Here is a 14,542-nt window from a genome sequence, read left to right on the forward strand (position 1 = left end):
TGTTTTTGGAATTTGTTTTTTCTTCATTGGAATTTCAATGAATGCGCAATGTGCGATGTGTCGGGCAGCTTTATCTGGAGATTCTAATATTAAAAAAGCTGAAGCAGTAAACGATGGAATAGTTTATTTAATGGTAATTCCTTATCTATTGGTAGCAGTAATTGGCTATCTGATTTATAAAATGTATACATCTAAAAAGAAAAAAGCAGTGTAATTTTACACTGCTTTTTTTTATTTCAATCCATTTACAGAAACATTGACCGTTCCATTTATTTTGATGAAAGCGATAATGGCCTGATTAGTTAACTGAATTTTATCAAACTGTATATCTTCCATTTTTCCATTTACAAAAACACCTGGCATTGGAGAATAATTTTTCAAGTAACCTGCCATGCTTTTTTTGCCTTCTTCTAAATTGGGTTGAATGGAATATCTGCAGCTTTCTTCCATTTTTCGTAAAATGTATCCTTGTCCGAGCCAGCTTGCAGTTCTCATTAATTTACTTTTGGTATCTAACACATAATCTAGTTTGTCAAAATAAATTTCTTTAGTTTGAGGATTATATTGTGGAAATCCATTTAAGTAAAGTGTTCCGTTTATTGATCCTAAAACATCAAGCGCAATAACCATTTTTCCGTTTTTATGCCAAATCGATACATTTTTCACTGTTACTTTTTTGCTGCCAGATCCAAATTCTTGTCCGGCAAAATTCTTGGTCATAATCTTCGAAGCATCTACATAACTTGAAATTGCGGCAATGTTGGCGGAAATTTGGTTTGGAATTTTCGTAGCAGGTTTTAAAACAATTTTATTTGCATTAAATTTTGATTCCGGTTGTTTGCCAACAATTGTTTCCATGTTGCACTTCATTCCCATGTCTAATAAAAATGAATCGTTTTTAAGTTTGGCATTAGTCGAATAAATTTCGATAGGAACAATTCTTAACCAGCTTTCGTAAGTCTCGCTCATTTGAAAAGGAGTGCAAATTTTTTCGACAGCCTGAAGAACATTCGGTTTGAAATCCATTGATTTTTCAATTGCTTCATCAATTTTCTTTTCTAATTTATTTTTAAAAATAGAAATTGCTGGATTAATTAAATAGGTAATCGGCATATTTTTACCAAAAACGTTCATAGTTGGGCTTTCGCTCCAATCGATAGATTTAAATTCAGTTTTTGTGGTAAGTTTCCAATTTGTCAAAGCAGCTTCGCTAGACAATGTGATAGTTCCATTTAAATTAAACTCTCTAACATCGTACAATTCTACGCCTAGTTTTTTGGTTCCGATTCGATATTTAATATTCGCTTTAAGCGGTAAAATCGTTTTAAGTTTTTTATCTGGATTTGAAGGATCGTTTTGAATTTTGATTGGAGCTTGTTTCCAAATTTTCATTTCGATATCATCATCATCAATCGTATTGTCTTCATAAATCAATCCGTTTAAAACTGCATTGGTTTGGTTTTCAATATCAGTCAATTTTATAGTAATCGGCAGATTGATAAATGAAGGGCTAATGTCGTAAATCAGCGGACTTGCATCGTCTGGTTCTGGCTTTAATGTTTCTAATTTTTGAGAGGAAGAACAGCCTATAAGCAAGATATAGGCAGTAAGTATTGTAATGATTGAAGTAAGTTTCATTAATATGAATTTTTAATACTGGAGTAAAATTACAAAAACATTCATATTTTCTTAAAAAAGTGTAACATTTAGTAAAGATTGAAGTCTTATACAAAAATGCTAACGAAAGTATTAACTTTTTATTATCATAAATTACTTAATAAAAATGTTATTATTGTCTAAAAATTTAACAATACCATGATTGAAATTAAAGATTTACACAAGTCCTACAAAATGGGAAGTTCCGAATTGCACGTATTAAAAGGTATAAATTTTAATATCGAAGAAGGTGAATTAGTTGCAATCATGGGTTCATCTGGTTCTGGTAAATCGACACTCTTAAATATCTTAGGAATTTTGGATGAAGCAGATTCTGGAAGTTATATTTTAGATAAAACACCAATTAAAAAATTAAACGAAACCATTGCTTCAAGATATCGAAACAAATTCTTAGGTTTTGTTTTTCAGTCTTTTAATTTAATCAATTATAAAAGTGCATTAGATAACGTTGCAATGCCTTTATATTATCAAGGTATAAAGAGGAAAGAGCGTTATGAGATTGCCATGAAATATTTAGAAAAAGTGGGTTTAGGAACTCATTCGCATCATTTACCAAGTGAACTTTCTGGAGGACAGAAACAGCGTGTGGCTATAGCTAGAGCATTGGCTTCGAATCCGAAAGTTTTGTTGGCAGATGAGCCTACAGGAGCTCTTGATACGAAAACTTCTTACGAAGTAATGGAACTTATTCAGGGAATTAATGATGAAGGAAAAACAATTCTGATTGTTACACACGAACCTGATATTGCTGCAATGTGCAAAAGAAACGTAGTCCTGAAAGACGGACTTATTATTGACGATAAAAAAGTAGAACAAGTTAGAGCTTCGTCTTATGTTTAATATCGAACGTTGGCAGGAAATATTTGAAGCCATTTCTAAAAACCGTTTAAGAACGTTCTTAACCGGAATTTCTGTGGCTTCGGGAATCTTCATTTTAGTGATTTTACTTGGAGCGGGTAAAGGTCTTCAGAACGGAATTGAAAAACAATTTGAACGTGATGCTGCCGGAATTATTGAAGTTTGGTCTGGAACAACAACTAAAGAGTATAAAGGATTAAATCCTGGACGTCAAATTCAGTTTAGAAATAGCGATTACAATCAATCTGTTCAAAAGTTTGAAGATAAATTAGATTTGAGAGCTTCGACACAGAATTATTGGGGGCAGTCTTTTGCTTATGGTAAAGAATCTGGTAATTATCAGTATCGTGGCGTTAATCCAGATTATGGCGGAATTGAAAATTTAACCATTGTTCAAGGTCGTTATGTAAATGCTAAAGACATAGAAAGTAATGCAAAAGTGGCTGTTATCGGAATGAAATTGAAAACAGATTTGCTTAAAGATAAAAATGCTATCGGAGAAGAAATCTTAATCAATAATATTAGTTTCAAAGTAGTGGGAGTTTTTACCGATCCAGGAGGAGAAAGAGAAGAAACTCGTGCGTATCTGCCATTGACTACTGTTCAGAAAACGTTTGGTGCGGGAGATAAGATTAGCAATTTGTTTTTTACATTAAAAAAGACAGATAACTATGATGAAGCATTGGCGCAATCTGAAAAGTTTACACAAGACTTAAAAAACCTGCTGAAAAGCAAAAACATGGTTGCTCCTGAAGATGATAGTGGTATTGGTGCGTATAATTCTGTTAAAGATGCCAAACAGTTTTATGACTTGAATTTATATATCAGACTCTTTTTCTGGTGGGTTGGTATTTGTACCATTATTGCTGGAGTTGTAGGAGTTAGTAATATTATGCTAATTATAGTGAAAGAACGTACAAAAGAAATTGGAATTAGAAAAGCACTTGGCGCTTCGCCATTTTCTATCATTTCTATGATTCTTCACGAATCGATATTTATTACAACAATTGCTGGTTTTGTTGGTTTACTTGGAAGTTTGCTATTGTTAGAATTTGTTGGGCCAATGGTTCAGAGCGAATTTTTTAGAAATCCAGAAGTAGATTTTAGTGTGGCATTAACCACCTTAGTATTGCTTGTTTTTGCAGGCGCAATGGCTGGATTTTTCCCAGCTTACAGAGCGGCCAAAATTAAACCTATTGTAGCACTTAGAGACGAATAATTATGTTTAGTAAAGATAATTGGGACGAAATTTTACAGGCTTTAACAGCAAATGTATTCAGAACGATACTGACTGCTTTTGGTGTGTTTTGGGGAATATTTATTTTGGTAATATTACTTGCAGCAGGAAATGGTCTGGAAAATGGTGTGAAAAAAGGATTTGATGGAATTGCCACAAATACAATGTTTATGTGGAGTCAGACAACGTCTAAAGCATACAAAGGTTTGCCAAAAATACGTCGTTACGATTTTAGAAATAGCGATGTCGCAGCGTTAAAACAAGCGATACCTGATTTGTTGTATGTTTCGCCGAGAAATCAACTTGGAGATTTTAACGGAACAAATAATGTTGTTAGAGGAACAAAAACTTCTGCTTTTACAATTTATGGCGATTATCCAGAATTGATTAAGCAACAGCCAATGGACATTATTAAAGGGCGTTTTGTAAATCAGCAAGATATTAATGAACGAAGAAAAGTAGCTGTAATCGGGAAAGGCGTTATTAGCGAACTTTACGGAAAAGAAGAAGAAGCTGTTGGAACTTATATAAAGATTAATGGGATTAATTTTATGGTTGTTGGAGTTTACAGGTCTAAACAGCAAGGAGGAAATGCCGAACAAGAGCAAAAGAATATTTTTATTCCATTTACAACCTTTCAGCAGGCTTTCAACTATGGAGATAAAGTTGGTTGGATGGCATTGACGGCAAAAGATGAATCTTCTATAACAGAGTTAAAACCAAAAATTTTAGAGATTATTAAAGCTTTACATTCAGTTAATCCGACGGATGAGCGTGCAGTCGGGAATTTTGACTTGTATGAGCAATTTAACAAAGTGCAAAGTCTATTTAATATCCTAAAAGTGATTGCTTATTTTGTTGGAACCTTAGTTCTGATTTCTGGAGTAATCGGAATTTCTAATATCATGCTTATTGTGGTTAAAGAACGTACAAAAGAAATTGGAATTAGAAGAGCTTTAGGAGCAACACCAGCAAATATTAGAGCGCAAATATTATCAGAATCTATATTTTTAACCATTATTTCTGGAATGCTAGGAATAGCCGTCGCCACAGGAATCATTGCACTTTTAAACATGGCGTTAGATTCCATGCCCCCCGGCGGAGACACTATGTTTGCAAATCCGAGTGTAGATTTAAGAGTAGTGTTTGTGGCGTTATTAATATTAGTAGGTTCAGGATTGCTTGCCGGATTTATTCCAGCCCAGACTGCCATTAATGTTAAACCAGTAGATGCTTTAAGAACAGAATAAAATTATCAATCAAAATAAATCGATTAAACCAAAAACAAATGAAAAAAGGAGTAACGGTAACCATTTTAATATTTATTGCAATTGTATTTTTTGGCGCACTTTATTATTTGTATGCTAAAAATCAAGAACCGCCAGTTGTATTTAAAACGGAGAAAGCAGAAATTAAAACTATCGTAAAGAATACCATTGCGACAGGAAATATTCAGCCTGATGAGGAAGTTCTAATCAAACCAAATATCTCAGGAATTATTGAAGAAGTTTATATTAAAGCGGGAGAAAAAATCAAAGCGGGAGATATGATTGCTAAAATTAGAGTTGTAGCAAATGTTTCTAATGTAAGCAGTACTCAAAATCAAGTTACAACGGCAAAAATTGCTTTAGATAATCAAGAAAAACTTTATAAAAGACAAAAAACATTGTTTGAAAAAGATGTTATTTCTGCAAATGATTTTGATGCCGCTCAAGTTGCTTACAATCAGGCAAAACAAACTTACTTGGCTGCAAAACAAAGTTTAGATATTGTGAAAACAGGAACAACTTCTTCATTCGGAACTTATGCAAATACTTTGATTCGTTCGACAGTAAACGGAATGGTTCTAGATGTTCCAGTAAAAGTTGGGAATCAGGTAATTGAAAGTAATAATTTTAACGAAGGAACAACAATTGCTAGTGTTGCAGATGTTGGAAGAATGATTTTTATTGGAAAAATCGATGAATCTGAAGTTGGAAAAATCAAAGAAAAAATGCCAATTGAAATCACAATTGGAGCTATCGAAAATAAAAAATTTGAAGCAGTTTTAAACTACATAGCACCAAAAGGAGTAACTGAAAATGGCGCAATTCAGTTTGAAATAAAAGCGCAGATGATCAATAGAGATGATACTTTTATCAGAGCTGGATTGAGTGCAAATGCTTCTATTATTTTAGAAAAAGCAGATAAAATTCTAGCTATTAAGGAATCATTGGTTCAATTTGACAAAAAAACACAAAAGCCTTATGTGGAAATTGAAACAGCTCCGCAAAAATTTCAGAGAAAAGATTTGGTTCTTGGAGTTAGCGACGGAATCTACGTTCAAGTTAAAAGTGGGATAAAAGATACAGATAAAATTAAAATCTGGAATCAAGGCTTAATTAATGAAACGGATAAGGAAAAAAAATAAGCTAATTTGAAAGTTTAAGGATCTTTTTGGTTTTAAAAAATGTTAAATTTGCGTGGTTCGGTTTACTGCGCTTTCATTAAAAAAATATGAAAATAAATAAATATAATAGTCTGGTTTTTGCGATGTTATTCGGTTTCGGATTAACTAGCCAAGCGCAATCAAAAAAATGGACTTTGGAAGAATGTGTTCGATACGCATTAGAAAATAATATTACGATAAAATTGACAGAGTTAGATTTGAAATCTGCTGCAATTGATAAAAAAGGTGCAATTGGAAATTATCTTCCGGCTGTAAATGCAAATGCATCTCACTCTTGGAATATCGGTTTGAACCAGAATATTACCACAGGTTTACTTGAAAACCAAACTACACAATATTCTTCTGTAGGAGCTTCTGTAGGAGTTGATATTTACAAAGGACTTCAAAATCAGAATAATTTAAGAAGAGCAAATCTTTCTATTGTCGCTTCAAAATATCAATTGTTAAAAATGCAAGAGGATATTTCTTTGAATGTTGCAAGCGCATTTCTACAAATTTTATCTAATAAAGAAGATTTAAAAGTTAAAAAAGAACAATTAGCGATTGATGAAAAACGCTATACACGTTCTGAAGAAATGGTAAATGCCGGAACAATTCCGCGTGGAGATTTGTTCGATTTAAAAGCAACGGTTGCTACTGACAAGCAAAATATTGCAGTTTCTGAAAATAACTTATTGATTTCGAAATTAAGTTTAGCGCAGCTTTTGCAATTAAAAGAATTTGCTGATTTTGATGTAGTTGAGGATAATAAATTGGATGATCAAAATAATATTTTATCGCAATCTCCAATTGAAATTTATGATAAAGCGAAAGAAATTAGAACAGATTTAAAATTAGCACAAACCAACCTTGAAATTGCAGAAAAAAATGTCGCTATAGCAAAAGGAGCTTATCAACCAACATTAAGTGCTTTTTATAATTTTAATACCAGAGCGAGTTATTCTGATATCATAACAGGTTCTACTTTAAACACAGCAAATCCAACGACTCAGATTGGATATGTAGAAGGAACAAATCAGCCAGTTTTAAGAGATAATTATTCGTCTGTTTTAGGTAATGCACAGCCTATTTTGGATCAGTTTAATGATAACAAAGGACAATCTTTTGGATTACAGCTTTCTGTTCCGATTTTTAATGGTTTTTCGGCACGAAATAATGTTGAAAGAAATAAGGTAAGTTTAGAGAAATCTAAAATAGATTTAGAACAAAAAAGTTTAGATTTACAGCGTAATGTTTATACTGCATTTACAGATGCAAAAGCAGCTTTAAACACTTACGAGGCTTCGACAGTTACTTTAGAAGCTAGACAGCAAGCATATAATTTCGCTAAAGAAAAATATGATGTAGGTTTGATGAACGCATTTGATTTTACGCAAGCGCAAACATTGCTGACTAATGCACAATCTGATGTAATTCGAACAAAATACGATTACATGTTTAAAATTAAAATACTTGAATTTTATTTCGGAATTCCAATTGTTCCAATTATTACAAAATAATTTATTATGTCAAAAAAAACAATTTATTTCTTAGTAGGTGGAGCTGTAGTGCTCATTATAGCTTTAATCGGTCTTTCTAAGGCAGGAGTAATAGGAAATAAGGAAGAAGGAAAAGAAGTAGAAACAGCAAAAGTAATGGCTTCAACAATTGTTGAAACGGTTTCTGCAACAGGTAAGATTCAACCAGAAATTGAAGTTAAAATTTCGCCAGAAGTTTCGGGAGAAATTATTTTGCTAAATGTAAAAGAAGGACAAGTTGTTAAAAAAGGAGAATTATTAGTAAAAATTAATCCTGATTTATATACTTCTAGCTATAATCGTTCAGTTTCTAATTTATCTGGTTCTAAAGCTGGCTTAACACAGTCTGAGGCGAGCTTTAAAGAAGCTAAAGCTAATTATGATCGTAATAAAACATTGTACGACAAAGGTGTAATTTCGAGATCGGATTGGGATAAGGCAATCGCATCTTTTGAAGTAGCAAAAGCAACAAAGCAGAATTCCTACTATAATGTTCAAAGTGCTTCTGCTTCGGTAAATGAAGCCAGAGATAATTTAGGTCGTACAACTATTTATTCTCCGGCAGACGGAACAATTTCTGTTTTGAATGTGGAATTAGGAGAAAGAGTTTTGGGAACACAACAAATGGCAGGAACAGAGCTTCTACGTGTAGCAAACCTTAATAATATGGAGGTTGAAGTAGACGTAAACGAAAATGATATTGTAAAAATTAAAATTGGAGACGAAGCAAATGTTGAAGTAGATGCCTATTTAAAAAAGAAGTTTAAAGGAATTGTAACTAGCATTTCTAACTCAGCAAGTACAACACTTACTTCAGATCAGGTAACTAATTTCAAAGTAAAAGTTCGTATTTTAAAAGAATCTTATCAGGATCTTTTGGAAGGAAAACCAAATACATATTCGCCTTTTAGACCAGGAATGACCGCAACGGTTGATATTATTACAACAACAAAATCGAATGTTTTGGCAGTGCCTATCAGTTCTGTTGTTGTAAAATCGGATACTACAGCGGTAAAAGAAATTACCATAGAAGTTCCAGACGATGAGAAAAAAACAGCTCCAAAGAATGATAAAAAATTCGAGTGTGTTTTTGTGAAAGTGGGTGACAAAGCTCAAATAAGAGTAATTAAAACAGGAATTCAAGACGATACAAATATTGAGGTAATGTCTGGATTAAAAGCTGGCGATGTTGTTATTACTGGACCTTATACAACTGTTTCTAAAGATCTTAATTCTGGAGATAAGGTAAAACTTAAAAAAGCAGAAGCTCCTAAAAAATAATAAAAAGAATTCAATAATATTTTAAAAATTTAATACTTTGTCTTTTATTCTCAACATCGAAACTGCTACTAAAAATTGTTCTGTATCTGTCGCAAAAGATGGAAAAACAATTGCTTGCAACGAGCTAGCTGACGAAGGATATTCGCATGCAGAAAAACTTCATGTTTTTATTGAAGAAGTAATTGCAAAAGCAGAAATTTCAGTTCAAGATTTAGTCGCAATCGCTGTAAGTCAAGGTCCAGGATCTTACACTGGATTGAGAATTGGTGTTTCGGCTGCAAAAGGTCTGTGTTATGCTTTAAATATTCCTTTAATTGCTGTAGATACACTTCAAACGTTGGCTTCTCAAGCTGAAGTTACAGATGGAAAAATTATTCCGATGTTAGATGCTCGCAGAATGGAAGTTTATAGCGCGATTTTTAATTCAGATTTGACAATCGATAGAGCTATTAAAGCGGAGATTATTGATGAAAATTCATTTCAAGAATTTAATGATAAACTCTATTTTGTTGGAGATTGTGCAGACAAATGTAAAGCTGTCTTAACAAAAGAGAATTTTGTGTTTTTAGAAGATGTAAAATACCCTTCAGCAAACGCGATGAGTAAAATCAGTTATGATAAGTATCAAAAAAGCGACACTGTAGACGTCGCTTATTTTGAACCTTATTATTTAAAAGATTTTATGATTGCTCCTCCAAAAAAGCAATAATATTTTATTTCTGTATCGTATACGGCTGGATCGAAATTCCAGCTTCATCCAAAGCAGTTTTGCAGTTTTCTAAGGTTTCAGAAAAAACAGCTCCGTAATTGGCATTTTTAGCCCAAGGACGAACTGCAAAATCTATTGAACTTGCAGATAAATTTTTTACAAAAACTTCTGGTGCAGGCGTTTTCAATATTTTTGGATTCTTATTTAAAACATCCAAAAGAACATCTTTAGCTTTTTTAATATCTGAGTCGTATGAAATTGAAAAGGTCAAATCAGCTCTTCTTTCTCCCTGCATAGAATAATTGATAATATTTCCGTTTGATAAAGCACCATTTGGAACAAAAACAGTTTGGTTATTTCCAGTTAGCATCTTGGTTACAAAAATCTGAATTTCAAGAACTGTAGCAATAACGCCTTGCGCTTCTATTGTATCACCGACTTTAAATGGTTTAAAAACAATAATAAGCATTCCGCCCGCAAAGTTAGAAAGCGAACCTTGCAATGATAAACCAACTGCAAGTCCCATTGCTCCTAAAATAGCTACGAAAGATGAAGTTTCAATACCTAATTTAGAAATAAAAGTGACAAATAATAATATTCGTAAAGCCCACAATAAAATATCGGCTAAGAATTTTGTTAGCGTTGGATCCAGATTTCGCTGAATCATTACTTTTCTCATAATGCGATTAATCAATCTGATGGCGTATAAACCAACAAATAAGATGATGAATGCAGAGATTAATTTTGGTGAATAATCAACTAAAATGTCAATAAATCTGCTAATGTATTTACTGACTTGTTCGGGATTAAGATTCATGATTTTAAAATAAAAAAACCTTCTCAAAAGAGAAGGTATATTAGAGCTGCAAATATAAAAATATTTACATTATAAGAAAATTGTGTTTTATGCTTTACCGTCGTCTTCGTCGCCAATTTCGCTTGCATCGACTACAGTTTCTGTTACAACTTTTGGACTTTCGTCACTAGTTAAAGCTGCTGCTTTTTCTTTAACAGTATCAATAACATCGCTTACAGCTTCAGTTGCTTTTTCGGCGTATTCTGTTACCGTTTCTTTTGCCTTGTCTGCATATTCTGAAGCGCGATCAATAATTGGCTCAGACACTTCTTTTACCTTATCAATCGTTTCTTCTGCAAAAGTTTCTACTTTTTCGATGTACGGAGCAGCAGCTTCTTTTGCTTGTTCTAAAGTGCTTTCTGTACTATTAGCCAATTCTGTTGCAGACTCTTTTGTTGAGCCAAATAAATTTTTAAAAAATGAAGATAATCCCATGGTTATTAATTAATTGGTTATAAGTACAATATTAATTAATTTTATAGAATTAGTCCTTTTTTTATTGGTAAATAATTGATAATAAGTAATTAAAAACAAAAAGCGCCTTAAATAAGGCGCTTTTTGTTTTATAAGATCAACATTTATGCATTAGAAGCTTCAACTTTAATAGCTTCATCATTCAACATGCTTTTTAGCATATTTTCAATTCCGCTTTTTAAAGTAAATGTTGAAGAAGGACAACCGCTACATGCACCTTGTAAAAGTACTTTTACCGTTTTATCCTCTTCATTATAAGATTCAAAAGCAATGTTTCCACCATCTGCGGCTACAGCTGGTTTTACATATTCTTCTAAGATATTAATGATTTGTTGAGAAGTAACATCCAATTTATCAAATGCTTCGTCTTTTGTAACTTCATTTTTAGTAGCAGTTTGGATAAGACTTTCGTCTAATACTGTTCCTCCGTTTTCGATAAACTGTTTAATGAAAGTTCTTAATTCTAAAGTAATCTCAGACCAATCGTTGATTTCGTATTTGGTAACTGAAATATAGTTTTCATCAATAAAAATTTCTTTTACATAAGGAAATTTGAATAATTCCTGAGCTAATGGAGAAGAAGCCGTTTGATCGATATTTTTATATTCTACAGCGTTGCGAGTCAACATTCTGCTTACGACAAATTTCAATGCAGAAGGATTTGGAGTTGTTTCTCCATAAACCGTAATAGGCTGTTTTTTTGCTTTGTTTTCGTCAACTTTAATAATCACGCCACCTTTTTCAACAAAAGCGCTAATTTGTTCAGCTACAGCATCTTTTACATCATCCCAATCTACAATACTATATCTTTCTATAGCGATAAAATTTCCAGAAATGTAAACAGTTTTAACAAACGGTAAGTAGAATAACTGCTGCGCTAGAGGAGAAGCTTGAGCTTCATCAATGTTTTTAAATTCAAAATTTTGATTCTGTGTAATAAAGTCTTCAAATTCAAACTTTAAAATAGTTGGATTTTGAGTCTCTTTTATAGTGATTTTTGTCATGATTGTATATTTTTTGCAAATTTACTAAAGTTATTTTCTACTAATAACTATATTTGATTTTTTAATGAAATAATTAAGACTCTTCTCAAAGAAATCGTGTTAAATTGCAGGAGTGAAAATTATATCGATACAAAATTGTCTTTATGAAATTAAAAATCAGGGTTTTATTAATTTTTCTCATTACAACATTTTATTCTTACTCTCAAGAAGGAATACCTGTTTATTCTGATTATTTGTCTGACAATTATTACTTAATTCACCCGTCTATGGCTGGTGCGGCGAACTGTGCTAAAGTTCGATTAACTGCCAGAAAACAATGGTTTGGGCAAGAAGATGCTCCAACTTTGCAGACTTTAAGTTTTAACGGAAGACTTGGTGAACGTTCTGGAGCTGGTATAATTATTTTTAATGATAAAAATGGGTATCATTCTCAAAAGGGAGTAAAATTAACTTACGCTCATCATATTATGTTTTCTAGAGATGAAGTTGATTTGAATCAGTTGTCTTTTGGAATTAGCGGCGGTTTGATACAAAATCAATTGGATGAAACTAAATTTGGAGGAACTTTTGATCCTGCGGTTTTCGGTTCAATTCAAAAAGATTCTTATTTTAATGTAGACGTCGGAGCTTCTTATAATTATCTGGATTTTTATGCACATGCAACAGTTCAGGGATTGTTAGAGACTAGAAGAGAGTTGTATACAGATTATGAAAGCGATAATCTAAGAAAGTTTTTATTGAGCGCAGGTTATGTTTTTGGTAAAAATGATAATTGGACTTGGGAGCCTTCTATTCTTTTTCAGTTGTTTGATCAAACGAAAGAGAAAACGCTCGATTTGAATATGAAAGCCTACAAAAACATGGATTTTGGAAGTCTTTGGGCTGCATTATCTTATAGAAGAAGTTTTGATGGCGCTCAATACGTTTCGGGAACGGGAGTGGCATCTCAAAAATTACAATATTTTACTCCGATTGTTGGAGTTAACTTTAAGAATTTCATGTTTGCTTACACTTATTCTCAAGTAACGGGAGACGTGAAATTTGATACAGGCGGTTACCATCAAATTACTTTAGGAGTTAACTTATTCTGTAGAAAAGAACGTTACGATTGTAACTGTCCAGCAATTAATTAAATTTTATTTTATGCTGATTAAATCTGTAAACGGAAAATCACCTTCAATTCCAGAAGATTGTTACGTTGCCGAAAATGCAACTATTGTTGGAGATGTAACTTTTGGAACATCTTGTAGTGTTTGGTTTAATACCGTTATTCGTGGAGATGTTAATTTTATTAAAATTGGAAATAAAGTAAACATCCAAGACGGTGCTGTTGTTCATTGCACTTATCAAAAACATCCAACTATTATTGGGAATAATGTTTCAATCGGACATAATGCAATTGTTCACGGTTGCACAATTCATGACAATGTTTTAATCGGAATGGGCGCGATTGTTATGGATAATTGTGTTGTCGAAAGTAACGCTATTATTGCTGCTGGAGCTGTAGTAACTCAAAATACAGTTGTAGCTTCAGGAAGTATTTATGCAGGCGTTCCGGCTAAAAAAGTAAAAGATATCGATCAGTCTGATTTTGCAGGAGAAATTGAGCGTATTTCAAATAATTATGTAATGTATTCTGGTTGGTTTAAAAACGAAGAATAATTATAAAAAAATAAAGAAATTCCAAATTCTGAAAAGTTTAAACTTATCGGAATTTGGATTTTTTTTTGGAATTTAAAAACTAAAGGTTGATTTTTTCAAAGAAAGTGTTTTTATAACTTTCACTAATTGGAATTCTCTTATCGCTTATCAAAACCTTATTTTTCTGAATCGATTTTACATGTTTGATATTGATAATATACGATCTGTGAATTCTAGCAAAACCTTTACTAGAAAGTAGATTTTCAAGTTTAATCAAGCTAATTAAAGTTAGCGTAAATTTATTATCTGTTGTATATATTTTTACGTAATCTTTTAATCCTTCGATAAAAAGAATATCAGCAAAGTTTAATTTTACATTTTCATATTCGGCTCTCACAAACATGAAATCTTGTTCGATTTCTGGTGCATTTGTATTCTCAGAAATAACCTGAGGAGCTGATGGCTGCAGAGCTTGCTGCGCTCTAACAACTGCTTTTAAAAAACGATGAAAAGGAATTGGCTTTACTAAATAATCAACTGCACCAAGATTAAACCCTTCAACGGCATAATCAGAATAGGCAGTAGTAAAAATTACCAAAGGCTTTTTTTCGATTGTGTTTAGAAAATCAATTCCTGAAAAATGTGGCATCTGAATGTCCAAGAAAACCAAATCAACATTATTCTGATTGATAAATGAAACCGCGTCAATTGCATTATTAAAAGAATTGATCAATTCTAATGAGTCTACTTTCTTGACAAAATCCTGCAATAATTCTACTGCTAAAGGTTCATCATCAATAATTACACATTTCATTTTTTCAGAATTAGGTTTATAATTT

General features: G+C 32.4%; 15 protein-coding genes. 10 read left to right on the forward strand and 5 right to left on the reverse strand.

Annotated elements, in window-relative coordinates; genetic code table 11:
- Positions 1 to 37: 37 nt before the first annotated feature.
- Complete coding sequence (locus tag NYQ10_RS07860) at positions 38 to 214, forward strand: hypothetical protein (protein ID WP_343593192.1); 177 nt, start codon at positions 38 to 40, stop codon at positions 212 to 214.
- Positions 215 to 231: 17 nt separating this feature from the next.
- On the opposite strand, the gene NYQ10_RS07865 is transcribed toward NYQ10_RS07860, so the two are convergent.
- On the reverse strand, positions 232 to 1,638 hold the full coding sequence (locus NYQ10_RS07865) for a DUF4403 family protein (RefSeq protein ID WP_289879753.1): 1,407 nt from the start codon (positions 1,636 to 1,638) through the stop codon (positions 232 to 234).
- A 177-nt stretch (positions 1,639 to 1,815) separates the two neighbouring features.
- On the opposite strand from NYQ10_RS07865, the gene NYQ10_RS07870 reads away from it, so the two are divergent.
- From NYQ10_RS07870 to tsaB, 7 genes are all read left to right on the forward strand, one after another.
- Positions 1,816 to 2,517, forward strand: coding sequence for an ABC transporter ATP-binding protein (locus tag NYQ10_RS07870; RefSeq protein ID WP_289879755.1), 702 nt, complete (start codon positions 1,816 to 1,818; stop codon positions 2,515 to 2,517).
- Positions 2,510 to 3,754, forward strand: coding sequence for an ABC transporter permease (locus NYQ10_RS07875; RefSeq protein WP_289879757.1), 1,245 nt, complete (start codon positions 2,510 to 2,512; stop codon positions 3,752 to 3,754). The genes NYQ10_RS07870 and NYQ10_RS07875 overlap by 8 nt, the downstream gene beginning before the upstream one ends.
- Before the next feature lie 2 nt (positions 3,755 to 3,756).
- Positions 3,757 to 5,022 carry an ABC transporter permease gene (locus NYQ10_RS07880; RefSeq protein ID WP_289879759.1) on the forward strand — a complete coding sequence of 422 codons (1,266 nt, stop codon included), beginning with the start codon at positions 3,757 to 3,759 and terminating at the stop codon, positions 5,020 to 5,022.
- Between the two features lie 38 nt (positions 5,023 to 5,060).
- Positions 5,061 to 6,182 (forward strand): efflux RND transporter periplasmic adaptor subunit, encoded by a 1,122-nt coding sequence (locus NYQ10_RS07885; RefSeq protein ID WP_276175199.1) that lies wholly within the window; start codon positions 5,061 to 5,063, stop codon positions 6,180 to 6,182.
- An 86-nt stretch (positions 6,183 to 6,268) separates the two neighbouring features.
- The gene (locus NYQ10_RS07890) at positions 6,269 to 7,720 is read left to right on the forward strand and encodes a TolC family protein (protein WP_289879760.1); all 1,452 of its coding nucleotides are present in this window, start codon (positions 6,269 to 6,271) and stop codon (positions 7,718 to 7,720) included.
- Positions 7,721 to 7,726: 6 nt separating this feature from the next.
- Entirely contained in the window at positions 7,727 to 9,019 is a 1,293-nt protein-coding gene (locus NYQ10_RS07895) for an efflux RND transporter periplasmic adaptor subunit (RefSeq protein WP_289879763.1), read from the forward strand.
- Positions 9,020 to 9,056: 37 nt separating this feature from the next.
- On the forward strand, positions 9,057 to 9,728 hold the full coding sequence (gene tsaB / locus NYQ10_RS07900) for a tRNA (adenosine(37)-N6)-threonylcarbamoyltransferase complex dimerization subunit type 1 TsaB (RefSeq protein WP_289879766.1): 672 nt from the start codon (positions 9,057 to 9,059) through the stop codon (positions 9,726 to 9,728).
- A 4-nt stretch (positions 9,729 to 9,732) separates the two neighbouring features.
- Here tsaB and NYQ10_RS07905 read toward each other — a convergent pair whose 3' ends face one another.
- From NYQ10_RS07905 to NYQ10_RS07915, 3 genes are all read right to left on the reverse strand, one after another.
- Positions 9,733 to 10,545, reverse strand: a complete 813-nt coding sequence (locus tag NYQ10_RS07905) for a mechanosensitive ion channel family protein (protein ID WP_289879768.1) — start codon at positions 10,543 to 10,545, stop codon at positions 9,733 to 9,735.
- A gap of 87 nt (positions 10,546 to 10,632) precedes the next feature.
- Positions 10,633 to 11,019: a YtxH domain-containing protein gene (locus NYQ10_RS07910; RefSeq protein WP_289879770.1), complete on the reverse strand. Its 387-nt coding sequence runs from the start codon at positions 11,017 to 11,019 to the stop codon at positions 10,633 to 10,635.
- A 143-nt stretch (positions 11,020 to 11,162) separates the two neighbouring features.
- Entirely contained in the window at positions 11,163 to 12,062 is a 900-nt protein-coding gene (locus tag NYQ10_RS07915) for a NifU family protein (RefSeq protein ID WP_289879772.1), read from the reverse strand.
- 143 nt (positions 12,063 to 12,205) lie between these two features.
- Between NYQ10_RS07915 and NYQ10_RS07920 the strand changes: the two genes are divergently transcribed.
- Both NYQ10_RS07920 and NYQ10_RS07925 read left to right on the forward strand, forming a co-directional pair.
- On the forward strand, positions 12,206 to 13,195 hold the full coding sequence (locus NYQ10_RS07920; RefSeq protein WP_289879773.1) for a PorP/SprF family type IX secretion system membrane protein: 990 nt from the start codon (positions 12,206 to 12,208) through the stop codon (positions 13,193 to 13,195).
- A gap of 10 nt (positions 13,196 to 13,205) precedes the next feature.
- Positions 13,206 to 13,724, forward strand: a complete 519-nt coding sequence (locus NYQ10_RS07925; RefSeq protein WP_289879774.1) for a gamma carbonic anhydrase family protein — start codon at positions 13,206 to 13,208, stop codon at positions 13,722 to 13,724.
- Between the two features lie 79 nt (positions 13,725 to 13,803).
- On the opposite strand, the gene NYQ10_RS07930 is transcribed toward NYQ10_RS07925, so the two are convergent.
- On the reverse strand, positions 13,804 to 14,517 hold the full coding sequence (locus NYQ10_RS07930) for a LytR/AlgR family response regulator transcription factor (RefSeq protein WP_289879776.1): 714 nt from the start codon (positions 14,515 to 14,517) through the stop codon (positions 13,804 to 13,806).
- Positions 14,518 to 14,542: the final 25 nt, after the last annotated feature.

This window comes from Flavobacterium johnsoniae, assembly GCF_030388325.1.
In the GTDB taxonomy this organism is placed as follows: Bacteria; Bacteroidota; Bacteroidia; order Flavobacteriales; family Flavobacteriaceae; genus Flavobacterium; species Flavobacterium johnsoniae_C.